The organism is Haloferax sulfurifontis (genome assembly GCF_014635105.1).
GTDB lineage: Archaea > Halobacteriota > Halobacteria > Halobacteriales > Haloferacaceae > Haloferax > Haloferax denitrificans.
The window spans coordinates 1-25,195 of the sequence record NZ_BMCI01000003.1 but is presented as its reverse complement, the minus strand read 5'-3'; the positions used below and the strand labels follow the sequence as shown (position 1 = coordinate 25,195).

Sequence of the window (25,195 nt, the reverse complement as noted above, 5' to 3'; positions counted from 1 at the left end):
AAGGAGTATATTACCCATATTATCCGATAATATACCGAGTTGCACTATGGACATACGTCCAAAAACACTCGGAGAGTATGAATCTGGTGGTGAGTTCTCTCCCGTCGGCTACGGGTCGCGCCGCCAGACGACGGCCGCCCCGTTGGCGAGTTCGACCGCGAGCGGATTGGAAGCGGCGGTCGAACCGTCTGGTTCCTCGACGCCGGGAGCGACGAGCGCCGGCTCCCAGCCGTCGGTCGGGACGGCCGGCGCGTTCGCGTCCCCGGCCGCGTCGTCGGCGAGGGTCGCGGGCGACACCTCGACGGGGACGCCCTCCATGTTGGCGGCGAAGAGCAGTTGTTCGCCACCGGTCGAGTCGGTCGCGTCGCCCCTGTCCGGCGCGGTTCGGAAGCCGTAGTAGAGGACCGTCCCGTCGGTCGGGTGGCGGTAAGTGAAGTAGTCGTCGTCGGCATCGAGGTCGGCGAGGAGCCACGGGCGGTCGTGACGGAACTCGCGGGTTTCGAGGCGGAAGGCGGTCCGCTCGTCGTCCTGTTCGTCGCGCCAGTGGCCGAGGTTCGCGAAGTCGTGCACGTCGCGCATCCACGCGTAGCCGTAGGCTTCGAGGTCCGCGGCCGAGAGGTCGTCGCCGAGCGGTTGGTCCATCGCCGAGAGCATGGCCGCCATCACGTCGAGGTCGTAGTCGGTCGCGCCGACCGCCGACGAGAGGGCGTTCATGAAGGTCAACAGTCCCTCGCGGGAGTCGAAGCCGAGGTCCTTCACGCGCCGGAAGAAGCGGTCGTCCTCGAAGTCCTCGTCGCGCACCTGCCAGTAGCAGAACTTCGACTCGTCGGAGACGACCTTGACGTTCCACGTCGGGTCGGTGTCGCGGACGAACCCCCACGGCGCGCGCATGTTGGCGTGGACGAAGTCCATCGGGACGCCCGGCAGGAAGCAGTGGAACAGCATCGACGACGCGGCGTTGTCGTACGCCTCGCTCAGCGTCTCGGGGTAGTCGTCGCCGAGGTAGGGGTTGACCGGCGACTGGTTGAACTCGACCGTCGGGTCTATCTGCGTCCCCCGGCGGACGGTGTCGTGGTTGGCGACGCCCGTCAGCCAGTTGCCGCCGAACTCGCCGACCTCGCGGACGCGCCACCACTTCGTCGCCCAGAAGGTGAGAAGCGCGGGGGTGTTGTGGGCGAAGGTGATGGGTGACCACTGGAACGAGTGGGGGTGTTGTTCGATGAGCGCCCGGTACGAGGAGGCGAGTTCCCAGTCCTCGCGCGGCCACGGCCGCCCGTCCTCGTAAATCATCCACGGCCGGTACTCCGTGCCGGCGACCTCCTGCGTCACGCGGTCCATCTCCGCGAGGAAGTCGTCGTCGTGGTACATCTCGCCCGTCTCGGGGTCGTGGGAGGTGAAGTCCTGCGCGCCGTCGACCCGGATGCCGTCGGCACCGAAGTCCATCTTGCGCTCTTGCATCTCCAAGAAGACGGCGCGCGCGGTCGGTTCGGTGTAGTCGAGGTGCTTGCCGTACATCCCCGGGCCGAGGACGTACCGGTCCGAGAGGAGTTCCGCGCCGCGGTTGTCGGCGTGGCCGAGCGCGATGTCGAAGACGACCTTTATCGGTCGCGGGAGGTCGTGGCAGGCGGCGATGAAGTCGACGAGTTCGTCCGGGCGGCCGGTTTCGAGGACGGCCGGATTCGGCGCGGAGAAGGCGCTGACGACGATGTCGTAGCCCCAGTTTATCATCTCCGGGCGGGCGACGTCGACCGTCACCTCGCCGGCCGAGCCGTCGGCGACCGTCCAGAAGTCGTGTTCCGCCTCGTTCTCGGTCAACGGCTCGACGGGCATCAACTGAATCCCGTCGTAGCCGGCGAAGGCGCGCTCCCACGGGGCGAGGTCGTCGCCGGCGCGCTGTTTCGCGGCGATTCCCTCGTACACCTCGGCGAGGCCGGCGAGCGACCCGCGTTCCGTGGCGGTTCCGGGGTGGATTTCGAGCATGCTCGTCGCGGGGTCGATACGCGGGAGGCCGCCGTCGTCGGTCGTGGCCACCCGCTCGTCGTCGGTGCCGAGCGCCTCGAAGTAGGCGCGGTCGGCGCGGGTCTCGTCCAGCCTGTCGAGGTCGTACACCTCCGCGGGCGCGAACGCCCCGAACGGAACCGAGTACGCGACGGGGTCCTGAACCGTTCGCTCCTCGCCGTCGTCGCCCTCGTAGACGAGTCGGTAGAGCGCGCCGAGGGTGTCGCGCGTGCCGGCGCGGACGCCCTCGACGGCCGCCCAGTGGTACTCGCCGACCCGACGCGTCGGGACGCGGTGGCGGTCGAACGTCACGCGCCGGTGGTCGGTCTCGCCGGGGTCGAGGTCGGCCGGCGGCGTCAGCAGTTCCAGTTCGACGGCGGCCTCCGGCACGCCGGCCTCGACGAGGTCCGGCGTCCAGAAGCCGAACTCGACGACTCCGTCGCGGCGGTGCGCGCCGAGTTTCGTCGTCAGCGTCTTGGCGGCCGAGAAGTCGTCGTCGTTGCTCTCGACGACCGACTCGTGCCACGAGGTGAGGTCGTCCGTTCGGTCGGCGTGCAGGGTCGGGATAGGGGAGTTCGTGCTCATGGTGTATCGGGCTGGTCGGGTCGAACGGCGGCGAAATCGGAGGTGGAGGCGAAATCGGAGACGACGCGAACGTGGAAACGGGACGTCTGCGGACGTTACGCGAGCGGGCAGACGACCACGTCGTCGACGCGGACGCCGCCCTCGGCGGCGACGGAGTCACCGGAGACGATGTCGGTCGCGTCGACCGCGAGGTCGCCGACGTCGACCGTGGTCGAACCGGGGGCGAAGTTGAGCGCACAGAGGTACGAGCCGTCGTCGTGGTCGCGGACGAACGCGACCGCGCGGTCGGAGTCGGCCTCGTAGTCGATGCGGCGGAACGTCCCGTCGTGCCGGAGCGCGGGCGTCTCGTCGCGGAGTTCGATGAGTCGCTCGTAGTGCTCGCGGATGTCGTCGCGGGCGTGGTCCCACGCGAGGGCGTCGCGGCGGCCGCGCTGGCCGATTTCCTGCCCGCCGTAGACCATCGGCACGCCGGGGAGCGTAAACAGCGCGCCCGCGGCGGCCAGCGCCTCGTCCTCGCCGCACTCGACGATGTAGCGCGTCTCGTCGTGGTTTTCGAGGTAGAGCATGAACGACGCGTGGTCCGGGAAGCCGACCTGCGTCCGCTGTTCGATGGCGTCGAGGACGCGCTCTGCGGGTTCGTCGCCGCGGCCGACCTGCCGAAGGGTGAAGTACAGCGTCGTGTCGAAGTGCATGTCGAACATGCCCTCGTGGAAGTCGGCGATGTAGGGGATGGTCTCGTCCAGAAGCAGGAACTCGGGGTCTTTCGCCTTCACGCGGTCCCGAATCTCCTGCCAGAACGTGTCGGGGACGGCCCACGCCATGTCACAGCGAAAGCCGTCGACCACCTCGGCCCACATGTCCACCGCGTCGAGCAGGTAGCGCCGGACTTCGAGGTTCCGGTGGTCGAAGTTGGCGATGTACTCCCAGTCGAAGTAGGTGCCCGGCTCGCCGTTCTCCTGCCACTCGTACCAGTCGTAGTACTCGGAGTCGGGGTTCTCGTAGGCGTCCTCGAAGAAGGGGTGGGCGCGCGCGGAGTGGTTGAGCACGAGGTCGAAAAGCACCTTCATGCCGCGGTCGTGGGCGGCCTCGACGAACCGCTCGTAGTCCTCGCGGGTGCCGAGGTCCTCGGCGACGTCGTAGAAATCCACGATGTTGTAGCCGTGGGGCGCGTGGTCGTTCTCCAGAACGGGCGTGAGCCACAGGCAGTCGACGCCGAGCGATTCGAGGTAGTCGAGCCGCGTTTCGAGCGCCTCGAAGGTGTTGTCGGCGTCCTCGACGTCCGAGGCGTAGCCGCGGACGTAAATCTCGTAGAGCGTCACCTCTTGGGCCCACTGCGGCGGGTCGTTCGGCCGGGAGACGGAGACGGACGCCTCCTGCGCGCCGGAGCCGTCAGTGTGGCCCGTCACGTCGGCCCGTACCGCCTCCGTCTCCGCCTCGGCGACCCCGCCGTCGGCGATGGCCTCGCGTTCGACGGTCACGGTGTCGGGGACGCTGTACGTCTCGTCGAGGGCGACGGCGTGGACGCGGAGCCGGTCGCCAATCGCCGAAAGCGGGACGCGGAGCTCCCAGCCGTCGGTCTCGACGGCCGCGTCGTCCACCTCGTCGCGGTCGTCGACGACGAACTCGACCACGAGGTCGTCGCGGTCGGTGTCGCTGTCGGGGTTCGGGTGCGGGTCGGCGCGGACGACGACGACGCCGTCCTCGACGGTCGCGTCGAGCCTGATGCGCGGCCGACCGCCCCGTCCCCGCTGGGCGTCGCCGGCGCCGCTTCCGGAGCCGGACGCGCCGCCGCTGGACCCCGTCGGGCGCGCGGAGCCGCTCTGTCCGCTGTAGCCGCTCATCCCGCTCATCCCGCTCGCGCCGCTCCTGACCGAGCCGGCGGGCAGGTAGGAACCGGGGAAGACGCGGACGGTGAGCGTGTACGTCACGTCTGGCGCGTCGAGTTCGACCACGTACCGCCCGGCCGCGTCGGGCGTGAACTGCACGACTGCGGTGTCTTCGTCGAGTTCGAGACTGCTTGCGACCGGCGCGCTCCGAACCCGCCACGAGTAGTCTGCGTCGGGGTCCGGGTCGCGAGGTGCGAGTTGTACTGACTCGCCGACAGCCATGAACTGCGGCGGTCCTGGGTGTTGCATACTCACAATCAACGTGCCGGGTGACTTTGAGTTTACCCCTGAAGTGACCGGCGTTCCGGTGAGAGACGGGTTCTACCGAGTCGCGCCGGCGTCTCCCGAATTCGTCGGTCTACAGGCATAAATGATGGCAAACGGGCGGCCAATACTTATGGTTCGGGACCCTCGTCTACCTCTATGCGACTTCGGACCGCGTTAAACGAATACAAGCGCGACCGGGGCGGACGCTTCCCAGAGGAGTGCCAGACCTCGGACGGCGCGTTTTCGGGTCACGGGGACCGACTCGTCTACGTCGGCCTCGACGGCTCCCTCCGGGACTACTCCGCTTCTCTTTCGGGCCTCTACGGCATCGACCGCTCTCGGTTCGGCATCGAGACGGACGGCGAGACGCACTGGTTCGACGAACTGGAGTCCGTGCGACAGCACTACTACCGGGAGACGAGCCTCGTCGAGACCGAGTACGACGCCGGGGAGTACACCGTCCACCAGTACGACCTGACGCTCGGCCGCGCCCACGTGACGCACGTCGAACTCCGCGGTGCGATTCCCACCGACGCCCACCTGACGGCGTTTCTCACCTTCGCCCCCGAGGGCCGAGAGACGCGGGTCGGCCGGCTCATCCACGAGGCCGGCGGCCCGAACGACACCCAAGCGGTCGAGGTGTTCCACCGAAACGAACACGACTACGTCACCGCGTCGACCGGCCTCACCGACGTTCGGGGGCAGATTCCCGAGCGGTTCGACGAGATTCTCTCCGACGACAGCTTCGACTTCCCGCGAGAGGCCGTCCTCGACCGCTACGAGGACACCCACCTCTCGGGCGACGTGGTCGTCAGCGCCCCGCTCGAACAGGAGGGCCGCGCCGCGCGAACGACGCTCGTCACCCAGCTTTCCGACCACAACGAGATGGCGCGGACCGACGCCCTCGCCGACCTCCGACACTGTTCGGTCCAGCACGCGACCGCGGACGCGCTCCGTGGGGCCGCCCGCGAGCAGGCCGAGGTGTCCGTCCCCGACGGGACGCCGCGCGAGCGAATCGTCCGCGCCGACCTCCGGGCGCTGTCGCTTCTGACCGCCCCCAGCGGCGCGCGCATCGCCGGCCCCGAGTTCGACCCGTTCTACGCCCACTCCGGCGGCTACGGCTACACGTGGTTCCGCGACGACGCCGAGGTCACGCAGGCGCTCGCGCACGCCGACGACGCCTTCGGCCTCGGTCTCGGCGACCGCCTCGCGACGAGCGCGGCGTTCTACTGCGAGACGCAACTCGAAGACGGCACGTGGCCCCACCGCGTCTGGGCGGTCGACGGGACCGTCGCTCCGGGCTGGGCGCACGGCCGCGTCGAGGGCACCGGCGACGAGGAGTATCAGGCCGACCAGACGGCGAGCGTCGTCGCCGCGCTCGCGTCGCTCCTCGCCGAGCGCCGCGACGAACTCGACGACGAACTCGTCGGGCGCATCCGCTCGACCGTCGCGGCGGGCGTCTCCGGACTCGATAGCAGTCTCGAATCCGACGGGCTCCCGAAGCCCTGTCAGAACGCGTGGGAGAACATGAGCGGCCGGTTCACGCACACGACCGCGACGTTCCTCCAAGCGTACGCCACGGTCGCCACCGCGCCCGTGAACGACGACCTCCGGGAGCACGCCGCCGAGCAGGCGACCGCGGTGTGCGAGGGGCTCGACGAGCTCTGGTCCGACGAGCGAGAGGTGTACGCCCTCCGAATCGACGGGAACGGCGGCCTCGACGACCGCCTCGACTCGTCCACGTTCGCCCTCGTCGACGCCGTCGACGCCTACGCCGACGTCGGAGAGGTCGACTCGAAGACCGCCGACCGGCTCGTCAAGCACATGGCCGCGACGCTGAAGGGGCTCTATCGGAACCCCCGCGGCGACGTAGCCGGATTGGTCCGGTTCGAAGAGGACTACTGGCGCGCCGACGGGCAGGACGGCGAGAAGGTCTGGTCCGTCTCGACCGCGTGGGGCGCGAACGCCGCCGCGAAGTTCGGCGTCCTCTGTGACCGCCTCGGGAAGGACGGCCGCCGCTTCGTCGAGCGCGCGACGAACCTCTACGAACTGCTCCAGCCCGACGGCCCCTTCACGACCGACGCGGGCTACCTCGCAGAGCAGGTGTTCGACGACGGGGGCTTCGACAGCGCGACGCCGCTGGGGTGGCCCCACGCCATCCGCATGGAGACGACCGCCATCCTCGCCGACATCGACGCGCTCCCCGCGCCGAAGCCCGCGCCGACCGGCCCGGAGAACCGGCCGCGGTGGACGACCGGCGAGAAGTACGGCATCGGCACCGTCGCGGACCACTACGCCGACGACCCCTCGCGCGTCTGGTTCACCCTGACCGAGGGCGCGCTGACCGAGGTCCGCTTCCCGCGGGTCGACCTGATGAACCTCCGGACGCTCGACTTCCTCGTCGTCGACGCCGACCCGGACGACGAGTACACCGCGCGGACCCACAACGAGACCCGCCGCGACGACCACGCCGACACGGTCGAGCGCCGGGCCGAAATCGTCGACGACGACGCGCTCGTCTTCCGGCACGTCGTCACCGAGACGGGCGACGGCCGCGGCCACGAGTGGGAGCTCACCGTCGAGTACGTCCTCGACCCCGAACACGACGCGATGCTCGCGGACGTGCAGTTCGTGTCCATCGACGGCGACGACTACGAGCTGTACACCATCGCCGACACGGCGCTGGCGAACACGGGGACGAAAGACCGCGGCATCCGCCTCGGCCAGCTCGGGAGCTACCACCTCGTCGCCCGCGACGCCGGCGCGTTCGACGCCGGCGACGGCCACGAACCGCTCCTCATCGACCGGGACGGCAGGGAGTACAGCGTCGCCATCGCGCTCACCGCCGCCGGCCGCTTCGAGTGGGCGACCGTCGGCGTCGCCGGCTCGCGGTACCTCGCGGACTTCTTCTCGAAGGGCGCGCTCCCGAGCGCCCAAGAGCGCGTCGACGACGAGAACGTCGTGCTCGTCGGGCGCATCGGCACGGGCGACGAGCTCGGCGAGACGCTGGCGCTCGGCTTCGCCGAACACGCCGACACCGCCGCCGCGCTCGGCGAGGCGGCCGGCGCGCTCACCCGCGGCTACGAGACGGCCCGGTCGGCCTACGTCGACTCGTGGGCCGACTTCCTCGCCGACAAGGAACTCCCCGGCTCCGTCGCCGCCGACGACGACCTCGCCGCGCAGTACAAGACCGCGCTCATGAGCCTGCGGGCGGTCGAGGACAAGACCTACCTCGGCGCGGGGCTCGCCTCGCCGTCGGTCCCGTGGGGCGAGGCCGTCGCCGCCGAGGAGCCGAAGGGGTACGGCTACAACTTCGTCTGGTCGCGCGACCTCTATCAGGTGTTCACCGTCTTCGAGGCTGTCGGCGACGTCGAGACGGCCATCGACGCGCTGGAGTACATCTACACCTACCAGCAGGACGACCGCGGCTTCATCCCGCAGAACACCTACCTCAACGGGCGGACCCGCTGGGGCGGCGAGCAGATGGACAACATCTCGTTCCCGCAGGTGATGGCGTACATGCTCCACGAGCGCGGCGTCACCTTCGACGACGTGGGCTACGGCTACGAGAACGTCAAGCACTCCGCGGACTACGTCGCGCGGAACGGGCCGCCGACCGCACAGGAGCGCTGGGAGGAGGAAGCCGGCTACTCGCCGTCGTCCATCGCGGCCGAAATCGCCGGCCTCGGCTGTGCGGCGGCCATCGCGCTCGACGAGGACCACTCCGAGGACGCGCTCGTCTGGCTGGCGCTGGCCGACGACTGGACCGAGCGCGTCGACGACTGGACCGCGACGCGGACCGGCACCGACCGCAACACGCACACGCCGTACTACGTCCGCGTCACCCGCGACGGCGAACCCGACGCCGGACACCTGCGGACGCTCGCGAACAACGGGCCGACGCTCGACGAGCGCGAAATCATCGACGCGGGCTTCCTCGAACTGACCCGCCTCGGCATCAAGCCCGCCGACGACGAGATAATCCGCAACTCGGTGAAGGAGGTCGACGAGACCATCCGCGTCGACACGCCGCACGGCCCGGCGTTCTACCGGTACAACGGCGACGGCTACGGCGAGCGCGAGCGCGACGAGGAGGGCGCGCCGTGGTCCGTCGACGCGAAGGGGAAAGGCCGGCTGTGGCCCATCTTCACCGGCGAGCGCGGCGAGTACGAACTTCTCGCGGGAACCGAGGAGGGCGACCTCGCGCCGGACAACCTACTTCGGACGATGGCCGCCTTCGCCAACTCCGGCCGCATGCTCGCAGAGCAGGTCTGGGACCGCGAGCACGCGACCGACTACAACTGGGAGTTCGGCGAGGGCACCGGCAGTGCGACGCCGCTGGCGTGGTCGATGGCCCAGTACGTCCGCCTCGCCCACGGCGTCGACGCGGGCGAACCCGTCGAGACGCCCGCGTTCCTCCGCGAGCGGTACGTCGAGTCCGACCGCCCGGACGGACCGTCGCTCCGCGTGAGCACGCGCTTCAAGGGCGACAAACTCGTCGTCTCGGGGCAGACCGACGCCGCCGTCGTCGCGGTCAAGACGCCCGGCGAGACCCGACTCGTCGAACCCGACGGCGAATCGTTCGAAGTCGAAGTCGCCATCGAGTACGGCGAAAACCAGGTGACCGTCGCCGCGGCGACCCACGAGGACCTGACGAAAGCCGGCACGACCGTCTCGCGCTTCACGCTCTGAGGCGGCACGGCCGGCCGCCAGCCGCCGAGCGCCGCCCGTCGGCGGGGTCGGCGATTCGCTTCTGTTTTCGACCCATTCCGCCAACACCGCTTTTCCGTCTCCGGCCTAACCGTCGGGTATGCCGGTCTACCAGCGTCGAACCCGCGTCGCCGCCCCGCTCGAACGCGTCTGGGAGTTCCACTCCGAGGTGTCCGGGCTGGAGGCGCTCACCCCGGCGTGGATGAACCTCGAAATCGAGTCGGTCCGCGGCCCGGACGGCGAGGCGGACCCCGACGAGCTCGTCGCCGGGACGGAAATCGAGATGTCGATGCGGCCGTTCGGCGTCGGCCCGCGCCAGCGGTGGACCTCTCGCATCCTCGACCGCGAGGCGGGTGAGGGAACGGCGTGGTTCCGCGACGACATGGTCGGCGGCCCCTTCCCGCGGTGGGTCCACACTCACCGCTTTGTCGCCGACGGCGACGAGACGGTACTCGAAGACCGCGTGGAGTACGAACTCCCGTTCGGCCCGCTCGGCGACCTCGCGGGCGTCTTCGGCGGCGTCGGCTTCGAGGGGATGTTCCGCGGGCGACACGCCGAGACGAAGCGCCTACTAGAAGAAAGGTAGCGACGGGTCAGCGGGAGCGGCGGCGGGAGCGGCGACGGCTCAGTCGTCGCTGAGCGAGAACCGCGGTTCGACCTCGGAGCGGACGCCGCCGATGTCGAACTCGAAGCGCGCGCCGCCGAGGTCGGGTTCCGGGGGGGTCACCTCGATGTCCCAGCCGTGGGCCTCGACGATGCTCTCGACGATAGAGAGCCCGAAGCCCGTGCCGGACGCGGAGGTCGTGTGCCCGTGTTCGAAGACGGCGTCGCGCTCGTCGGCCGGGATGCCGGGGCCGTCGTCGGCGACGTAGAAGCCGGTCTCGGTGGGGCCGACGCGGACGATGAGTTCGTCGGACGCGCTCGTCGCCGCCGACTCGTGAGTCGCGGGCTCTGTGCCCGACGAATCCGCAGGAGAGCCGTCGGCGGTGGCCGCGTCGGACGCGCCCGCCGCTCTCTCCGACGCGCCGTCTGCCGAGGCGTCCCCGGGGTCGCGACAGGGGGCGCCGTGTTCCACCGCATTCCGAAACAGGTTCTCGAACGCCTGTTGGAGCCGCCCTTGGTCGGCCTGCGTGGACCCGAGGCCGTCCTCGATGATGAACACCGCGTCGTCGCCGGTGTCGACCGCCTTCCACGCCCGCTCGGCGACGTCCTCGATGGCGATAGAGTGCGTCTCGCCGACCGTTCGGCCCTGTCTGGCGAGTGTGAGCACGTCGTTGAGGAGCGTGTCCATCCGGGTGACGCCGTCGAGCGCGCGGCCGAGGTAGGTCACGTCCTCTTCCTCGCGGGCGAGTTCGACAAAGCCCTTGGCGACGTTGAGCGGGTTCCGGAGGTCGTGGGAGACGACCGACGCGAACTCTTCGAGGCGGTCGTTCTGCCGCTGGAGTTCGCGCTCGCGCCGCTGACGGGCCAACGTGTGCGTGACGTTGTTCCCGACAGAGCGCAGGAGGTCGACTTCGGTGTCGGTCCACGAGCGACTCGTCTCGACCACGTCGAAGACGACGAAGCCGACGAGCGCCCACTTCGACACCATCGGCACGGCGACGAAGCCGCCGGTCTCGACGTCGGTGAGCACGCCCTTGGTGTCCGACGCATCGGGCGGGAGGTCCGAGACGCGATGGAGGCGGACGTTCTCGAAGCGGTGGAGCCGTTCGAGCAACCAGCGGGCGTCTTCGAGGGCGACGCGCTCGGGGTGCTCGCAACGGTCGTCGCCGCGCCAGTCGTGCATCCGGGCGGCGACGTTCGTCTCGTCGTCGTAGAGGTAGACCGAACAGCGGTCGAGGTCGGCCACCTCGCCGACCGACTGGAGCGTCCACTCGATTTTCGTGCCGATTTCGTCGGTCTCGGCGCTCATCAGTGACGTGGAGGTGTCCAAGACGGCGTCTTTCAGGCGCGTCTCGTAGCGCAGTCGGTTCCGCCGGCGGCGGCGCTCGGTCACGTCCTGTAGCGTTCCGATGACCGCGGGGTCGTCGTCCTCGGTGGGGCGGAGCGCGAGGTGGCCCTCACAGAGGAGGTCGTCGCCGTCGTGCGGGTACGCCGGGCCGGGCGACAGCACCGTCTCGAAGCGCTCCGTGTCGGGGGCGTCCGGCGCGATGACCCGCTCGAAGGCGGCGCGAATCTCGTCGTCGGACTCGGCGGCGAGGTCGGCGAACTCCCGACCGATAATGGCCTCGCGGTCGTAGCCGGTGAGTTCGCAGAAGACGCCGTCGGCGGAGGTAAAACGCCCCGCCGAATCGAGCGAGTAGACGCCGCTGTCGAGCACTTCGATGGCGGTGCCGTACCGCTCGGAGGCCGCCTTCGCGCGGTACTGCGAGACGGCGTTGACGACGCGGTTGGCGAGGACCGTGTACTGGTCGGTGCCGGTGTCTTTCTGCATGTAGTCGGTCGCGCCGACGCGGAAGGCGTCGCGGGCGACCTCCTCGGAGCCTTTGCCGGTAAAGAGGATGAAGGGGAGGTCGGGGTGTTCGGAGCGGACCGCGCGGAGGAACTCCAACCCGTCGACGTCGGGCATGTCGTAGTCCGACACGACGCAGTCGACCCGTTCCTGTCGGAGTCGTTCGAGGGCGTCGGCCCCCGAGTTCGACGTCGATACCGAGAGGTCGACGTCGCCGGCCTCGCGTTCGAGGTAAATCGATACGAGGTCCGTCAGACTGGGTTCGTCGTCGACGTGGAGGACGCGTACGTCGGCCCCCGACCCGTCGTCCATACGATGTAGCGACCGCTCACCGTAATGAGCGTTGTGACGCGGTTATCAGGGCCGATAACTAACTTCGGGGTTTCAAATCCGGGGTTCCGAACCGGGGCTATCTGATTCAGGAGCCCCGCTTAAGACGCGCTGACGTAGATTCCACCGAGGACGACGGCCCCCCCGAGGACCGTCGGGAACGTGGGAATCTCACCGAGGAGAAAGAGCGCGAGTATCGTACTGCCGACGGGCTCGCCGAGGAGCGAGACGGAGACGACGCTCGATTCGAGGTGCGCGAGCGCCCAGTTGATGACGGTGTGACCGAAGACGCCCGGCCCGACCGCCATCCCGAGAAACAGGAGCCACTCGCGGGGCGGATAGCCCGTCAGCGGGTCGCCCCGGCCGACCGCGACGACGAGGAGCGCGGCGGCACAGACCGCGTAGACGACGACCACGTAGGGGACGAGCGCGACCCTGCTTCGGACGCTCCGGCCCGTGAGGACGTAGGCGGCCGCCGTCACGGCTCCGACGACGGCGAGCCCGTTTCCGAGGAGCGGGCGCGGCGCGCCGCCGGCGGTGAGGAAGTCGGAGACGGACATGAGCGCCATGCCCGCGAGCGCGACGCCGATGCCGACGGCGGTGCGGCGGCTCACGCGCTCGTCGAGGACGGCCCACGCGCCGACGGCGACGAAAAGCGGTTGGGACTGCACGAGCGTGACGCTCGCGGCGACCGTCGTGTGGTTGAGACTCTCGAACCACGACGCGAAGTGGGCCGCGAGCGCGACGCCCGCGCCCCCGGCCGCCAGAAGGTCCCGCCCCGAGATGGTCGCCAGCGCGTCGCGGTGGCGGACGAGCGCGACGGGCGCGAGCAGAGCCACGGTGAACAGAACCCGGTAAAAGGCCTTCACGAGGCTCGGCGCGCCGCTCCAGCGGACGAGGATGGCGCTCGTGCTGACCGCGAGGACGGCGATGCCGAGGCCCGCGAGCGGCGAGATTGGGGCCTCGGAGTCAGGCGTTGACACACCCCCACGTCGCGGGGGGCCCGCTTACCGTTTGTGGGTCCACGTCGGTCGGCGTCAGCCTGTCGGCCGCGGGACCGACGCGGCGGGCCTACTCCTTCCGCGCTCGAATCAGCGCCTTCGGGTTGGCGAACGAAACGACGGAGTCGCCGTCGGACTCCACGTCGAACAGCGCTTTCGCCTCGTCGGACGCCTCGCGGAAGCGACGTTCGAGTTCGGCCCGGTCGGCGGGCGAGACGTTCGTCCGCTCGGTCCACGGGTCGAACTGGAGGCGTATCGCGGCGGTCTCGACCGCCTCGACCGACAGCCCCGCGGCCTCGAACCACTCGCGCCACCGGGAAATCGGGTGGAGTTCGACGTGGGTCGGGTCGCGGAGCACCTCGACGCCGTTGAGGAACTCCGCGAGGGACGCGTCCTCGGGCGCGACGTTGTCCTCGAAGGCGAAGACGCCGCCGGGTTCGAGGACGCGCGCGACCTCGGCGACGAACGACTCGGGGTCGGGGAAGTGGTGCGCGGCGATTCGGCAGGCGGCCGCGTCGAAGGAGTGGTCGGCGAACGGGAGGCGCTCCGCGTCGGCGACGACGCCCGCGACGGGGTACTCACGGATCGCGGTGGCGACCATCTCGGGGGCGGCGTCGGCCGCGACGACCGAGGAGACGCCGACGTCGGCTATCGCGCCCGCGGTGTGGCCGGCTCCCGTCGCCACGTCGAGCGCGCGGGTCGCGCCGCGACACCACGACGCGAGCGTCTCGCGGTCCTCGCCGAGGCGGTGGACCTCGCTGTCGAAGTACGACTCGGCGGCGCTTCCGAACTGGGCGGCGGTTCGGCGTTTCTCGTCGCTCATGACGCGGGGTTCGCGCAGGCCGGTGAAAAAGGGGCGCGAGGAGACAGGCGGGGACAATCCGCAATCCGCAATCCGCGGCGGCGACGGGCAGAGGGACGCTACGGCGCGTCCACGTCCGCGTCCGCGTACTCCGGGCGCTCGGCGTACGGAATCGGGTCGCGCTCGCCGAGGTTCTGGAACGCCTGCAGGCGGAACGCACAGGAGTCGCAGGTGCCGCAGGCCGGTTCCTCGGCGCGGTAGCAGGACCACGTGTGCTCGAAGGGGACGCCGAGTTCGAGGCCGCGGCGGGCGATGTCGGTCTTCGAGTCGTGGACGAACGGGACTTCCAGCGAGATGGTCGTGTCGGGTTTCGTGCCGACGTCGACCATCGCCTCGAAGGCGTCGAAGAACTCGGGGCGGCAGTCGGGGTAGCCCGAGTAGTCCTCGGAGTGCGCGCCGACGAAGACGGCGTCGCAGTCGTTCGCCTCGGCGTACGAGACGGCCATCGACAGGAGGTTGGCGTTGCGGAAGGGGACGTAGGAGGTCGGGATGTCGTCGGCGTCCATGTCGGCGTCGGCGACGGCCATCGAGTCGTCGGTGAGCGACGACGCGCCGATTTGCTTCAGGTGGCTCGTCTCGATGTGGAGGAAGTCCCGAGCGTCGAGTTCGTCGGCGAGCGCGCGGGCGCAGTCGTACTCCTTCGACTCGGTCTTCTGGCCGTAGGAGGTATGGAGCGCGTAGAGTTCGTAGCCGCGTTGCTTGGCCTCGTAGGCGGTCGTCGCGCTGTCCATGCCGCCGGAGAGGAGGACGACGGCGCGCTTCTCGTCGGGCGTGGATTCGGTATCGATATCGGTAGTCATCGTTGTCGTGGAATGGTTCGGAGTGTGTTCGAGGTTCGTTTGGCGGGCGTTCGGCTGGCGTTCGGCGGTACTCAGGTCTCGGGCGCGTCGTTCCAGAGGTCGACGTGGAGTCGCGGCGTGTAGCGGTAGCCGAACGACGCGGCGAGGTCGGCCACCTCGGTCCGGGTCCGGGCGAGTTGCTCGCGGGTCTGTCCCTCGGGCATGAGCAACACGTCGCTGTCGCGTACCTCGCGGTCGGCGACGCCGCGCACGTCGGCGACGAGCGACTCGATTTCGTCGAGGTCGTCGCGGCCGGTGACGACGAACTTCAGTTGGAACTCCGCCGCGTGTTCGACCAGCGAGGCGAGCGCGTCGAGGTCGACGCGGGCGTTTTCGTGGCGCTCGGTCCAGACGCCGGGGTCAACGTCGGCCGGGGCGTTCTCGGGCGTCGGCGTCGACGACGCGAGTTTGGGGCTGACGCTCGCGAGGTCGACCGGCGCGTCGGTGTCGAGCGTCCCGTTCGTCTCGACGGTCAGGTGGTAGTCGTCGGCGAGCGCCGACAGGAGCGCGTCGGTCTCGTCGTGGACGAGCGGTTCGCCGCCGGTGACGACCACGTGTTCGGGGGACAGCGACTCGACCTCGGCGACGATTTCGTCGAGACCCATCCACGCGTGGGTCGGCTCCCACGAGGTGTGAAAGGAGTCGCAGAACCAACAGCGGAGGTTACAGCCGCTGGTGCGGACGAACGTGCTCGGGACCCCCGCGAGTTTGCCCTCGCCCTGGAGCGACGCGAACAGCTCGTTTATCGGGAGGCGATCGCCCTCGGCGTCGGTGTCGTCGCGGGCGACGGTGTCGGAGACGGGCATCAGAAGTCGGCGCAGAGTTCCGACGTTTCGCTGACCGAGACCGAGACCTCGGAGACGGTGTCGGGAAGCGCCGCGAGCAGTTTCTCCTCGAGGACGACGGCCATCACCTCGGCCGTCGGCGGCGCGTCGAGGACGACCGTCCCGTCGGCGTCGCCGGAGCGCTCGAACGCCTCGACGAGCGGGTCGCCCGACTCGACGAGAAAGCGGTGGTCCCACTCGTCGATGACGTCGGTGACGACGCCCTTGTCGACGACCCAGCCCTCGTCGGTCAGGTCGCCGACGACGCGGACCGAAATCTCGTAGTTGTGCCCGTGCGGGCGGCTACACTTGCCGTCGTGATGGAGGAGGCGATGACCGGCGCTGATGCGAATCGGCCGGTCGCGCCCGATGTGGAGGACGCGCTCGCCTGCTCGGGACAGCGGGGTCTCGTCGTCGGCGTCCGCCGACTGTGCGTGTTCTAGTGTTCCCCGAGGCATATTCGGAGATTATCACGAGAGTATATAACTGTCCTGTCTCGGCTCGGTCGGGCGAATTGCGGGTCCCGTCGGTCGCGGTCGATTCGGGGGGTCGATTCGGGGGGACAGAACGCGGGCGGACGCGAGCGGACGAGGCCGGGCGCTACGGTTGGTCGGCGATTGCCTCACGCCACTGGTCGGGGACGCGCGTCGGGCGACCCTCGTCGTCCAAGGCGACTTGGACCGTCTCGCCGGTGGCGACGACTTCGCCCTCGTAAGAGAGCGTGTAGGTGAGTGGGAAGCTCGTTCCGCCCGGCTCGCCGGCCTCGACTTCAACCTCGACGGTGCCGACGCCCTCGATGGGCGCGCGGTAGTCGAGTTCGAGGTGCGCGACGACGAAGTTCGCGTCCGAAAGCGGCGTGTCCATCACCTCCTCGAAAAAGCGGACACGGGCCTGTTCGCAGTAGGTCGCGTAAACGGCGTTGTTCACGTGTCCGAACGAGTCGTGGTCGCGGAATCGGACTTCCACCTGGGCGACGAAGCTCATTGCGGTGCGCGACACGGGCGAGGGGTATAGCACCGACGGTTTGCCTCCGACGAACGCGGGGAGAGAGTTCAGCGAGGGGACCGAGGACGGCTCAATTGGCCGTCCGCGCCGACTGGTCGGTGGGGAGCGTCCGCCGGCCGTGGAGCGCGACGGCTTTCCAGACGTTCGAGCGCGAACCGGCGCGCACCATCTCGACGGGGACGCGAGCGCCCTCGGGGAGGGACGCGAGCGTGTCGCGGATGCGCTCGGACTCGTAGGCGACGAGGTGGCGCGTTTCGTTCGTCTCGTGCAGTTCCACCGTCATCGTCTCGTGGTCGTTCATCTCGACGCGGACGTTCACCAACACCGGCGCGGACGCGAGGGTCACCATCACGCTCACCTACGAATTCGCCCGTCATAAGCCGTTATAATACTGATATCTTCGGGTATGGACTCTACATAGCTGACGAGAGACCGCGAGTGAGGGGTGGGTGAGGTGACTGGACGAGGGACCGGCCCGAGGGGTACACCCATATCGAGTCGGCCCGAACGACCGACCGATGAGCGACCGCGAGTCCCGACCTCGAACCGAGTGCGACCCGGCCGACTCGACCGTCACGGTTCGCGTCCGCGACGTCAACACCGACAGCGACCGCGTCACCGACCTCGACGTCGAACGCGGGACCGTCCTCCGCGACGCGCTTCTCGACGCCGGACTCTCGCCGTACGCGCGGCTCACGAAGCGAGTGAACTGCGGCGGCCGCGGGCTCTGTGCGACGTGCGGCGTCCGGGTTCGCTCGGGCGAGCCGACGCCCGATCACTGGCACGACGACCTCGCGGCGCGGTTCGGCTATCCACGGCTCTCCTGTCAGCTTCGCGTCGACGGACCGATGACCGTCGAACTGGTCGAAAAGGTGGTGTGGGGCGGTCGGAAGTAGCGGAGTAAATCAGTCAATGCGAGCGAAGACGGTCCGTTCTCCCCGATTTGAACTCACTCGCAACGCTCGGCGTTGCTCGTTTCTCAACTCGGATCGAGACGTCCTTCACATTCGACACCGCTCGCTACGCTCGCGGGTGTTGAAGTTCAGTCCGCTCTCCCCGATTTGAACGGGGGACAAGCCGATCTACAGTCGGCTGCTCTGCCAGGCTGAGCTAAGAGCGGTCAAGAGAATCTCAATCTACGGGTAGACTTAAGAATTCTCATTCCGGGCGACGAAGCGCCCGACGACGGGGTGATTACTCGTCTGTCGTCGCCGACTCGGAGTCGTCCGGAGATGTTGACTCGGAGTCGTCCGGAGATGTTGACTCGGAGTCGTCCGGCTCGCCGCCCTCGGCGTCGGTGTCGCCACCGTTCGACTCGGTGTCGAGGTCGTCAGAGCTCGTCTCCCGAACGCGGATACCCTTCCCGGCGAGGTGTTGCATCTGACGCTGGGCGAAGTCCTCCTCGCTGGTCCCGCGGGTGGCGAGCACGTAGACGAGCGCGCTCCCCGTCGGGCGCATGGTTCGGCCGGCGCGCTGGGAACCCTGCCGGCGAGAGCCGCCGAGGCCGGAGGCGACGATTGCGAGTCCGGCGTTCGGGAGGTCGATGCCCTCGTCGCCGATGCGGGAGATGACGAGCGTGTCGAGGTCGCCGTCGCGGAACGCCTCGAAGTACGCCTCGCGGCGGTGGTGGCGGGTCTCGCCGCTGACGAACGGCACGTCGAGCGCCTCGGAAATCGCCTCGCCCTGGTCGAGGTAGTCGACGAAGACGAGCGTCTTCGAGTCGGCGTGGCGGGCGCGGAGCCGACGGATCTCGAATATCTTTCCGGGGTTCATCGCGGCGAGCATGTGCCGCTCGCGGCCGTCGCTGGAGGCCCACTCGTTTCTGGCCATGTCGTCGCCCCACTCCACGTAGCGAATCTCGACTTCCGGCTCCTGAACGTAGCCGGCGTCGAAGAGCTTCCCCCAGTCGGTGCCGATGGGCGGGCCGATGAGCGTGAAAATCTCGGCCTCTTTGTCGTCCTCGCGGATGGGCGTCGCCGACAGCCCGAGGCGGTGTTTTGACTGGAGGTCGGCGCTCCGCTGGAAGACGCGACTCGGGATGTGGTGAGCCTCGTCGTAGATGATGAGCCCCCAGCGGCGCGAGTCGAAAAGCGAGCGGTGGCGGTCCATCCCGGCGGTCTGGTAGGTGGCGATGGTGACGGGGCGAATCTCCTTCGCGCCACCGTGGTACTCGCCGATTTGGTCCTCGTCGAGGTCGGTCGCCGAGAGCAGTTCCTCGCGCCACTGGCGGGCGAGTTCGCGGCTCGGAACGAGAATCAGCGTCTCGCCGCCGACCGCGGCGAGCGCGCCGATGCCGGCGATTGTCTTCCCCGCGCCGGGCGGCCCGACGAGGACGCCGGCGCGCTGGTCGACGAATCGGTCGACCCAGTCTCGCTGGTAGTCGCGGAGGTCGACGCCGAGCGTGACGTCGAGTTCCTCGCCCTCTTCGAGGTCGCGGTCGTCCTCGACGGGGTAGCCCGCGTCGTAGAGGATGCGCTTTATGGCCGCGATTTCCCCGTCTCTGACCCACGCCTCCGTGTCCGAGATGGGCGCGTAGACGTGGTCGTCGTCGAGTTTCTGGAGCGCGACGTTGCCCATCAGACTCTCGGTGGCGGCTTCGAGCACGGTGTACCCCTCCTCGTGAGAGTAGAGCCGGAACTGGTGGGCGCGCTTCCACTGGTCTTCGACCCACGCTTCGAGGTGCGGCGACCGCTCGGGAAGGACCGACCGGAGCATCGAGAGCAGTGACTCGACGTCGTCGAAGGGGGCCTGCCACACGTCTTCCTGCCGGATTCGGTAGAGGTAGCCTCGGCCTCGGCCCTCGCGGTCGCCGGTGGTGTCGACGAGGTGCGCGAACTGCGAGAGCCGCGCCCGCGTGTACTGGGTCGGGTTGTCGACGACGACTTCGCGGCGCTTCGGAAAGAGGACGACCCGCTCGCGCGAGGCGAGTTCGCCCCACTCGGTCGGGTACCAGACGACCGGGTCGGTCTCGACGTTCACCCGCTGGACCCGCCCCGCGTCGGCGAGGTCGTCGAGTCCGTCCATCGCGTCCGCCTGCGAGACCCCGAGACGGCGGGCGACCTGCTGGGCGGTCGCGACGGGGCGACCCTCGGATTCGAGCGCCCCGTAGAACGACGCGAGCGAGACGCCGTCCGCCGCGTCGCTCGGTTGGTTCGCGTCGGCCGGGGGCACGTCAGGGAGGGACGCGCCGGACGCGTCGGACGCGCTGGACACGTCGGACACGTCAGATACGTCGGGGGCTTCGGATACGTCGGTCGCATCGGCCAACCGGTCGAGTACGTCTCGGGACGTGCCGGTTCCGTCGCCGTCTCCGTCGGGAGGACCCGGGTCCTCGTCCTCGGCAGTCATCGAACGCGGGTACGGCCGCGAGGGGGAAACGGCTTGCGACACCGGGGGTCCGTGAGACGGGCGAGAGACCCCGCTCGTCGCGGGTGAGAGCAGTTGGGATCCGACGAGAGCGAACGAGGGACCGAGCGGCGCGACTCGGTCTCGTCGAAGCGGTTCTGCGTCGACTCGGCGTTATCGAGACGTACTCGACCGCGCCGGAGCCATCCGGTCGAAGACGGCTCGGAAGTCGTCGTCGACGGTGAGAAACTCGGGGAACTCTTCGAGGGTCCGAACGCCGTCGAGGTAGACGTACTCGACCGGTTCCGGGGGAATCTCCTCGAAGACCTGAACCGGGCCTCGCTCGGTGAGACCCACGAACGGTCGCCCCTCCGGGTCGGTCTGCGGCGTCAGTTCGTGTTCGAGGTAGAGTTTCGCCATCGCGAGCGCGCTCGCGAGTGGAACCTGTCCGGGCGTCAACTGCCACGTGACCTCCCGGTCTTCGTAGTGGACAGTGGTCACGTAGCCGTCGTCGAACCGAAAGCAGTCGACTCGCTCTCCCGAACGCGACCACCGCGTCTCCGTCGTCCGGGAGCGTTCGAGGGACCATTCCTCGTCGTCGCCGCGGTCGAACACGGCCTCGCCGAGGCGCACCCACACGCGACTGAGCGCACGCATACGTCACTGATTCGTTCCCCTGGGTAATTGCATTGACGCCACGGGAACGACACAGTCCGCCGCGAATGAACGTTGTGACGCGAGGCCGACGCGAGGTCGACCCGGGTGCGGGTGTATCAGAGCGTGGCGATGAGGCGCGGCCGCTCGGGCGTGAACAGTCGGATGCACGTGAGTCGCACGCACACCACGTTTCCGGTGAACGAGGAGACTGCTTACCGAGTCGTTGCCGCGGGTGACCCACACCTCGCTTCCGGTGAATTGCAAGTCCGCGTGAGACGGGCAGAGACACCACGTTTCCGGTGAATTAGCGCGAGACGTCTGGGAGGTAACGACCCGACACAGTGGGAGGGTGACGAGCGGCGAACGTCGTCCTGCGAGCCGTCGCCGCGGGCCGACTCGTCGAAGAACGTTGCAACGCTGACAGACACCACGTTTCCGGTGAAATACGGCGTGGGGGAACGAGGGAGTAGCACCGACCGACGGAGTCGTCAGTTCGCACGTGGCTCGCGAGGAGGGAGTCACGCGAACACCACGTTTCCGGTGAACCGGTGAGTGGCTGACGGTGGGAGGCGAGGTCGAAACCGAGTCTGACGACTCGAACCGTTCCCGTGCGTCCCGGCTACAATTGAATCGGTTCACTTATAACGAACACACCACGTTTCCGGTGAAAACGCCCGTAGTATCTACTCTGCAAAGGATTCTGCCACGGGCCACGGAACGGTGTGAGACACCACGTTTCCGGTGAGTTAGCATGCCGGGGCGTCAGGGGGGCGTCGAACGGAAACTCGGCTCTCGTCGGTGGTTCGGACAGCATGCATAACAACAATTAAATAGTTTATTTGTGTTACCGACCATTGATACACTCGCAAAAGTAAGAAGTACTCGAAGCTCGAGTACTGTTCGATCAGAACAGACCGTCTCAGTCGGGTGTTTTCGAGCGGCTCGTTGGTTCTCGGAACCGGCGGTGTCGTCGGCCGCTCTCGACTCTACTGTGATGACTGCGGGTCTGTCAGATGTGTGGTTATCGTTCGTTTCGTCGCTTTGGGACGTTCTCTCCGCGTTCTTGTCCGGAGTCCAAATCCGGGCAGTCTGTTTTCGTGTGGTCAGAGAAGAACCCCCACACCGTGTTTCCGGTGAACTGAAACCTCCGTTTCGTGTGGACCGACGACCGGGGTTCGGAGCCGTTCACCGGAAACGTGGTGTGTGTGTGCTGGGTCGAATGGTAAGTCCTTTCACCGGAAACGTGGTGTGTTGCGAACATGCCTAACGCCAGCGACGACCTCTTCACCCGGGAGGACCCCATCTTCGCCAACAAGGAGTTGTTGGAGATTAACCACCTCCCGGGTGAGGGTCGCATCGTCGGTCGCGACGACGAGATCTCGGATCTCGCGACCGCGGTGAACCCCGCCATCTTCGGACAGAGCCCGAGCAACGTCCTCATCTACGGGAAGACGGGGACAGGGAAGTCGCTCTGTGCGAAGTACGTCTCCCAGCGCCTCGTCGAGACGGCCGAAGAAGAGGGGGTGAAAGCGACGTTCGCCTACGTGGACTGCGCGCAGGACACGACCGAGACGCAGGCCGTCCAGACTATCGCCGACAGCGTCAACGACACCGCGGTTACCGGAATCAAAGTCCCCGACAAGGGACTGTCGACGTCGACGTACTACAAGCGGCTGTGGCGCATCCTCGACGCACTGTACGACGTGGTTCTCATCATCCTCGACGAGATCGATAAACTGAGCGACGACGACATTCTCATGCAACTCTCACGGGCCGGTGAAGCGGGGAAAATCGCCGGCTGTAAGCTCGGTGTCATCGGTATCAGCAACAAGATACAGTACAAAGACCGGATGGACGAGCGGGTGAAATCCAGTCTCTGCGAGCGCGAGTTCGTCTTCCCGCCGTACGATGCGAACCAGCTCCGCGACATCATGGACGCCCGGAGCGACGCCTTCCGCGACGGCGTGTTGGACCCCTCGACGATTCCGCGGGCCGCGGCGCTCGCCGCCCGCGAACACGGGGACGCGCGGAAAGCGATCGACATCTTACGGTACGCGGGGGAAATCGCACAGTCGATGGGAGCGAGTACCGTCAAGGAGAACTTCGTCACGCAGGCCCGTCAGCGCGCGGAGACCGACCGCTTCCGCGAGTTGATTCGCGGGTCGACACCGCACTCTCGCTACGTGTTGCAGGCGCTCGCTATCCTCTCGCTTTCGAACGAAAAGCAAGACGGCTTCCGAACGAGCCGCGTCTACGAGGTCTACGAGAACATCTGCCGACAGCAGGGCTCCGACAGCCTGTCGCTCCGGCGGGTTCGAGACCTCCTGAAAGAACACGCCTTTCTCGATATCATCGAACAGTCGAAACACAGCGGCGGGAGCGCGGAAGGAAGCTACACCAAGCACCAACTCCTCGAAGATCCGGACGTGGTGAGGGACGTCCTCATCGAGAACACGGACACCTGATTGGAGAATCGGAATCTCGACCGGGGCGTGTGAGGGCCGAACCGGCTAGCGGGAACGCTGTACCACCGCAGGCGTACCTCCGTAGAGCGGCCTCTTATAGTTTATTGCAACAACACGTGACCGGAATATTCACGCGTGACCGCCCCGATCACGCTTTTCACTGTCGGCGACGACTCACGGTTCGAGTCGGCCGACCGGGACCGACGTCGACCGGACCGATTCGTACAGGCTTTCGACCCACGAGACGACCTCCGGCGCGTCGCCGTCCACGAGAGCCGTCATGTTGTTGTGTTCGTCGTAGGCGGAGACGATGCCGTGGCCGTCGACCACCAGCAGTCCGAAATCGAGGCTCTCCTCGGCGATTCGAAGCTCGAACTGGTCGAGTTCCCGCGCGCGCTCGAAGGAGTCCGGATAGGCGTCTATCGACCGTTCGAGGACCCCGCGGTCGACGATGAGTTCCATCCGGGTGTTCTCCCCCAGCACCGCTTCGGCCGATTCGTTGAAGACGCGACTCACGATGGGCGCGACACCGCGGAAGCGGTCGACCGGTTCGTTTCCGACGATAGTGAGATATCTGTTAAGCGGCGCGTGCGGGTCGTTGTCCGCGGCGGTCGTGATGTTCATCTGACCGAGGACGCCGGGTGGAGCGTTCTCACAGATTTCCGCGGCATCCGCCAGGAACTCGCTCATTCGGTCGGCGCATTCGACCGCCTCAGTGAACCGCTCGTACTGCTCGTGGACCATCGTTCCGCCCGGCGTGAGGTGATACAGCCCATCGGCCTTCTTCACCCATCCCCGGTCACAGAACCCCGCGAGTGTCCGCTGTGCCGTCTCTCGGGCGCAGTCACAGCGTTCCGCGAGCTCTGTCGGTCGGTGTGGCTCGACCGCCAAGGCTCGGAGAATCGCCTCCCTGCTTTGCGACCCGACGAGAAACGCCACGTCCTCCCGCGCGCTCATGTCCTTCCGTTAGACTATCCGGTATTTTACATTTATGGGTGTTCGTACCCGTGGTGCGGCGAAAAATCGATGGTTCGGAAGTGCCTATCCGAGAAGGCCGAGCGCGTCGATGCGCTCGACGATCTCTTCGACGGCGGTTTCCGCGTCGTCCGTCCGCTTTCCGCCGGTGATGACGATTTTTCCGGAACCGAAAAGCAGGATGACGACCTTCGGCTCGTCCATCCGGTAGACGAGACCGGGGAACTGCTCGGGTTCGTACTCGACGTCTTCGAGTCCGAGACCGATAGCCAGCGCGTTCAGGTTCAGGTTGTGTCCGAGGTCAGCGCTTGAGACGATGTTCTGGACGGTTATCTCTGGCTCGTCGTCGACGGGAATCTGAAGCTCGCGGAGCTTGTCGAAGATAATGCCGAGTGCGTCGTGCACGTCGTCGATACTCTTTGCACCCGTGCACACGATCTTCCCCGAACGGAAGATGAGCGCAGCGGCTTTCGGGTCCTGGGTGCGATAGACGAGGCCCGGGAAGTTGTCCGGGTTGAAATCTGCACCGGGGAGGTCGTCGGCGAGGGCTTCGAGGTCGAGCTCCTGACCGATCCCGGTCGATGCGACTACGTTCTGAATCTCGATGGAGTCTGCCGGCCCACTCATTGCTCGCACGTGAATCGTACCTCCGGCCTTATAAAGCGACCCGTTATAAACCGACTTCAACGGGTCGATTCTATCCACGCTTCGTACGCGCGCGAAACTAATACATTGATTTCTCGCTCAACCGAATTGATGTCACAACTGACCGCGCGTGAAGTTATGGCACGCCTCGTGTCTATTTTTCTCACAGAGCCACTAAATCAACGGGGTTAAATGTATCCCCGGCATTCGGACTAATGCGAAGAAGCGCACGGGGGCACTCCCCCCGAACGCTTCCACCGAACGCCCCGACCCCAAGGTCGTCAGGCGCTCACCGGGATGACACACCTTCCCGGGGGTCGCCACGATACGACGGCCTTAAGTGGTCCAA

Annotated in this window: 18 protein-coding genes and 1 tRNA gene; 4 read left to right on the top strand and 15 right to left on the bottom strand. The window is 67.6% G+C overall.

The features are described 5' to 3' along the window. Nucleotides 1-108 precede the first annotated feature (108 nt). Together gghA and malA are read right to left on the bottom strand one after the other, a co-directional pair. Nucleotides 109-2,583: a glucosylglycerol hydrolase gene (gghA, locus tag IEV64_RS08430; protein WP_188423649.1), complete on the bottom strand. Its 2,475-nt coding sequence runs from the start codon at nt 2,581-2,583 to the stop codon at nt 109-111. 95 nt (nt 2,584-2,678) lie between these two features. Then, a complete protein-coding gene (gene malA / locus IEV64_RS08425; protein WP_268237522.1) occupies nt 2,679-4,718 on the bottom strand; it encodes an alpha-amylase MalA in 2,040 nt (679 codons plus the stop codon). Nucleotides 4,719-4,892: 174 nt separating this feature from the next. Here malA and IEV64_RS08420 point away from each other — a divergent pair, with 174 nt between their 5' ends. Together IEV64_RS08420 and IEV64_RS08415 are read left to right on the top strand one after the other, a co-directional pair. Continuing rightward, complete coding sequence (locus IEV64_RS08420) at nt 4,893-9,428, top strand: DUF7997 domain-containing protein (RefSeq protein ID WP_188423648.1); 4,536 nt, start codon at nt 4,893-4,895, stop codon at nt 9,426-9,428. Between the two features lie 118 nt (nt 9,429-9,546). Then, nucleotides 9,547-10,032 carry an SRPBCC family protein gene (locus tag IEV64_RS08415; protein WP_188423647.1) on the top strand — a complete coding sequence of 162 codons (486 nt, stop codon included), beginning with the start codon at nt 9,547-9,549 and terminating at the stop codon, nt 10,030-10,032. Between the two features lie 39 nt (nt 10,033-10,071). On the opposite strand, the gene IEV64_RS08410 is transcribed toward IEV64_RS08415, so the two are convergent. The 8 genes from IEV64_RS08410 to IEV64_RS08375 all read right to left on the bottom strand — a co-directional run bounded on the left by IEV64_RS08410 (nt 10,072) and on the right by IEV64_RS08375 (nt 17,108). Beyond that, nucleotides 10,072-12,210: a hybrid sensor histidine kinase/response regulator gene (locus IEV64_RS08410; protein WP_007274479.1), complete on the bottom strand. Its 2,139-nt coding sequence runs from the start codon at nt 12,208-12,210 to the stop codon at nt 10,072-10,074. Nucleotides 12,211-12,329: 119 nt separating this feature from the next. Next, entirely contained in the window at nt 12,330-13,211 is an 882-nt protein-coding gene (locus tag IEV64_RS08405; protein WP_188423646.1) for a DMT family transporter, read from the bottom strand. A gap of 88 nt (nt 13,212-13,299) precedes the next feature. After that, entirely contained in the window at nt 13,300-14,052 is a 753-nt protein-coding gene (locus tag IEV64_RS08400) for a class I SAM-dependent methyltransferase (RefSeq protein WP_188423645.1), read from the bottom strand. 98 nt (nt 14,053-14,150) lie between these two features. Continuing rightward, a complete protein-coding gene (gene queC / locus IEV64_RS08395; RefSeq protein WP_007274482.1) occupies nt 14,151-14,891 on the bottom strand; it encodes a 7-cyano-7-deazaguanine synthase QueC in 741 nt (246 codons plus the stop codon). A 71-nt stretch (nt 14,892-14,962) separates the two neighbouring features. Then, nucleotides 14,963-15,736 (bottom strand): 7-carboxy-7-deazaguanine synthase QueE, encoded by a 774-nt coding sequence (locus IEV64_RS08390; protein ID WP_188423644.1) that lies wholly within the window; start codon nt 15,734-15,736, stop codon nt 14,963-14,965. Then, the gene (locus IEV64_RS08385) at nt 15,736-16,212 is read right to left on the bottom strand and encodes a 6-pyruvoyl trahydropterin synthase family protein (protein ID WP_188423643.1); all 477 of its coding nucleotides are present in this window, start codon (nt 16,210-16,212) and stop codon (nt 15,736-15,738) included. The genes IEV64_RS08390 and IEV64_RS08385 overlap by 1 nt, the downstream gene beginning before the upstream one ends. Before the next feature lie 142 nt (nt 16,213-16,354). After that, nucleotides 16,355-16,738 carry an acyl-CoA thioesterase gene (locus tag IEV64_RS08380; RefSeq protein ID WP_007274485.1) on the bottom strand — a complete coding sequence of 128 codons (384 nt, stop codon included), beginning with the start codon at nt 16,736-16,738 and terminating at the stop codon, nt 16,355-16,357. A gap of 91 nt (nt 16,739-16,829) precedes the next feature. After that, entirely contained in the window at nt 16,830-17,108 is a 279-nt protein-coding gene (locus tag IEV64_RS08375) for a DUF7999 family protein (protein ID WP_007274486.1), read from the bottom strand. 169 nt (nt 17,109-17,277) lie between these two features. Here IEV64_RS08375 and IEV64_RS08370 point away from each other — a divergent pair, with 169 nt between their 5' ends. Beyond that, a complete protein-coding gene (locus IEV64_RS08370; RefSeq protein ID WP_007274487.1) occupies nt 17,278-17,655 on the top strand; it encodes a 2Fe-2S iron-sulfur cluster-binding protein in 378 nt (125 codons plus the stop codon). A 150-nt stretch (nt 17,656-17,805) separates the two neighbouring features. On the opposite strand, the gene IEV64_RS08365 is transcribed toward IEV64_RS08370, so the two are convergent. The 3 genes from IEV64_RS08365 to IEV64_RS08355 all read right to left on the bottom strand — a co-directional run bounded on the left by IEV64_RS08365 (nt 17,806) and on the right by IEV64_RS08355 (nt 20,761). Continuing rightward, nucleotides 17,806-17,879: transfer RNA gene (locus IEV64_RS08365), tRNA-Tyr, on the bottom strand. A 74-nt stretch (nt 17,880-17,953) separates the two neighbouring features. Then, entirely contained in the window at nt 17,954-20,107 is a 2,154-nt protein-coding gene (locus IEV64_RS08360) for a DEAD/DEAH box helicase (protein ID WP_188423642.1), read from the bottom strand. 171 nt (nt 20,108-20,278) lie between these two features. Next, on the bottom strand, nt 20,279-20,761 hold the full coding sequence (locus IEV64_RS08355) for a hypothetical protein (RefSeq protein WP_007274489.1): 483 nt from the start codon (nt 20,759-20,761) through the stop codon (nt 20,279-20,281). A gap of 1,259 nt (nt 20,762-22,020) precedes the next feature. On the opposite strand from IEV64_RS08355, the gene IEV64_RS08350 reads away from it, so the two are divergent. Further along, nucleotides 22,021-23,226 (top strand): Cdc6/Cdc18 family protein, encoded by a 1,206-nt coding sequence (locus IEV64_RS08350; RefSeq protein WP_004970504.1) that lies wholly within the window; start codon nt 22,021-22,023, stop codon nt 23,224-23,226. Nucleotides 23,227-23,400: 174 nt separating this feature from the next. On the opposite strand, the gene IEV64_RS08345 is transcribed toward IEV64_RS08350, so the two are convergent. Continuing rightward, nucleotides 23,401-24,183, bottom strand: a complete 783-nt coding sequence (locus IEV64_RS08345) for a helix-turn-helix transcriptional regulator (RefSeq protein ID WP_229722572.1) — start codon at nt 24,181-24,183, stop codon at nt 23,401-23,403. An 84-nt stretch (nt 24,184-24,267) separates the two neighbouring features. Further along, on the bottom strand, nt 24,268-24,828 hold the full coding sequence (locus IEV64_RS08340) for a TATA-box-binding protein (protein WP_004970502.1): 561 nt from the start codon (nt 24,826-24,828) through the stop codon (nt 24,268-24,270). Nucleotides 24,829-25,195 lie beyond the last annotated feature (367 nt).

Bases quoted from the DNA above. Each gene is read 5' to 3' on its own strand.
- IEV64_RS08350 (WP_004970504.1), top strand. From the start codon at position 22,021: ATGCCTAACGCCAGCGACGACCTCTTCACCCGGGAGGACCCCATCTTC.
- IEV64_RS08385 (WP_188423643.1), bottom strand. From the start codon at position 16,212: ATGCCTCGGGGAACACTAGAACACGCACAGTCGGCGGACGCCGACGAC.
- queC (WP_007274482.1), bottom strand. From the start codon at position 14,891: ATGACTACCGATATCGATACCGAATCCACGCCCGACGAGAAGCGCGCC.
- IEV64_RS08375 (WP_007274486.1), bottom strand. From the start codon at position 17,108: ATGGTGACCCTCGCGTCCGCGCCGGTGTTGGTGAACGTCCGCGTCGAG.
- IEV64_RS08340 (WP_004970502.1), bottom strand. From the start codon at position 24,828: ATGAGTGGGCCGGCAGACTCCATCGAGATTCAGAACGTAGTCGCATCG.
- IEV64_RS08420 (WP_188423648.1), top strand. From the start codon at position 4,893: ATGCGACTTCGGACCGCGTTAAACGAATACAAGCGCGACCGGGGCGGA.
- IEV64_RS08410 (WP_007274479.1), bottom strand. From the start codon at position 12,210: ATGGACGACGGGTCGGGGGCCGACGTACGCGTCCTCCACGTCGACGAC.
- IEV64_RS08345 (WP_229722572.1), bottom strand. From the start codon at position 24,183: ATGAGCGCGCGGGAGGACGTGGCGTTTCTCGTCGGGTCGCAAAGCAGG.
- IEV64_RS08380 (WP_007274485.1), bottom strand. From the start codon at position 16,738: ATGAGCTTCGTCGCCCAGGTGGAAGTCCGATTCCGCGACCACGACTCG.
- malA (WP_268237522.1), bottom strand. From the start codon at position 4,718: ATGCAACACCCAGGACCGCCGCAGTTCATGGCTGTCGGCGAGTCAGTA.
- IEV64_RS08360 (WP_188423642.1), bottom strand. From the start codon at position 20,107: ATGACTGCCGAGGACGAGGACCCGGGTCCTCCCGACGGAGACGGCGAC.
- IEV64_RS08415 (WP_188423647.1), top strand. From the start codon at position 9,547: ATGCCGGTCTACCAGCGTCGAACCCGCGTCGCCGCCCCGCTCGAACGC.
- IEV64_RS08390 (WP_188423644.1), bottom strand. From the start codon at position 15,736: ATGCCCGTCTCCGACACCGTCGCCCGCGACGACACCGACGCCGAGGGC.
- IEV64_RS08370 (WP_007274487.1), top strand. From the start codon at position 17,278: ATGAGCGACCGCGAGTCCCGACCTCGAACCGAGTGCGACCCGGCCGAC.
- gghA (WP_188423649.1), bottom strand. From the start codon at position 2,583: ATGAGCACGAACTCCCCTATCCCGACCCTGCACGCCGACCGAACGGAC.
- IEV64_RS08400 (WP_188423645.1), bottom strand. From the start codon at position 14,052: ATGAGCGACGAGAAACGCCGAACCGCCGCCCAGTTCGGAAGCGCCGCC.
- IEV64_RS08355 (WP_007274489.1), bottom strand. From the start codon at position 20,761: ATGCGTGCGCTCAGTCGCGTGTGGGTGCGCCTCGGCGAGGCCGTGTTC.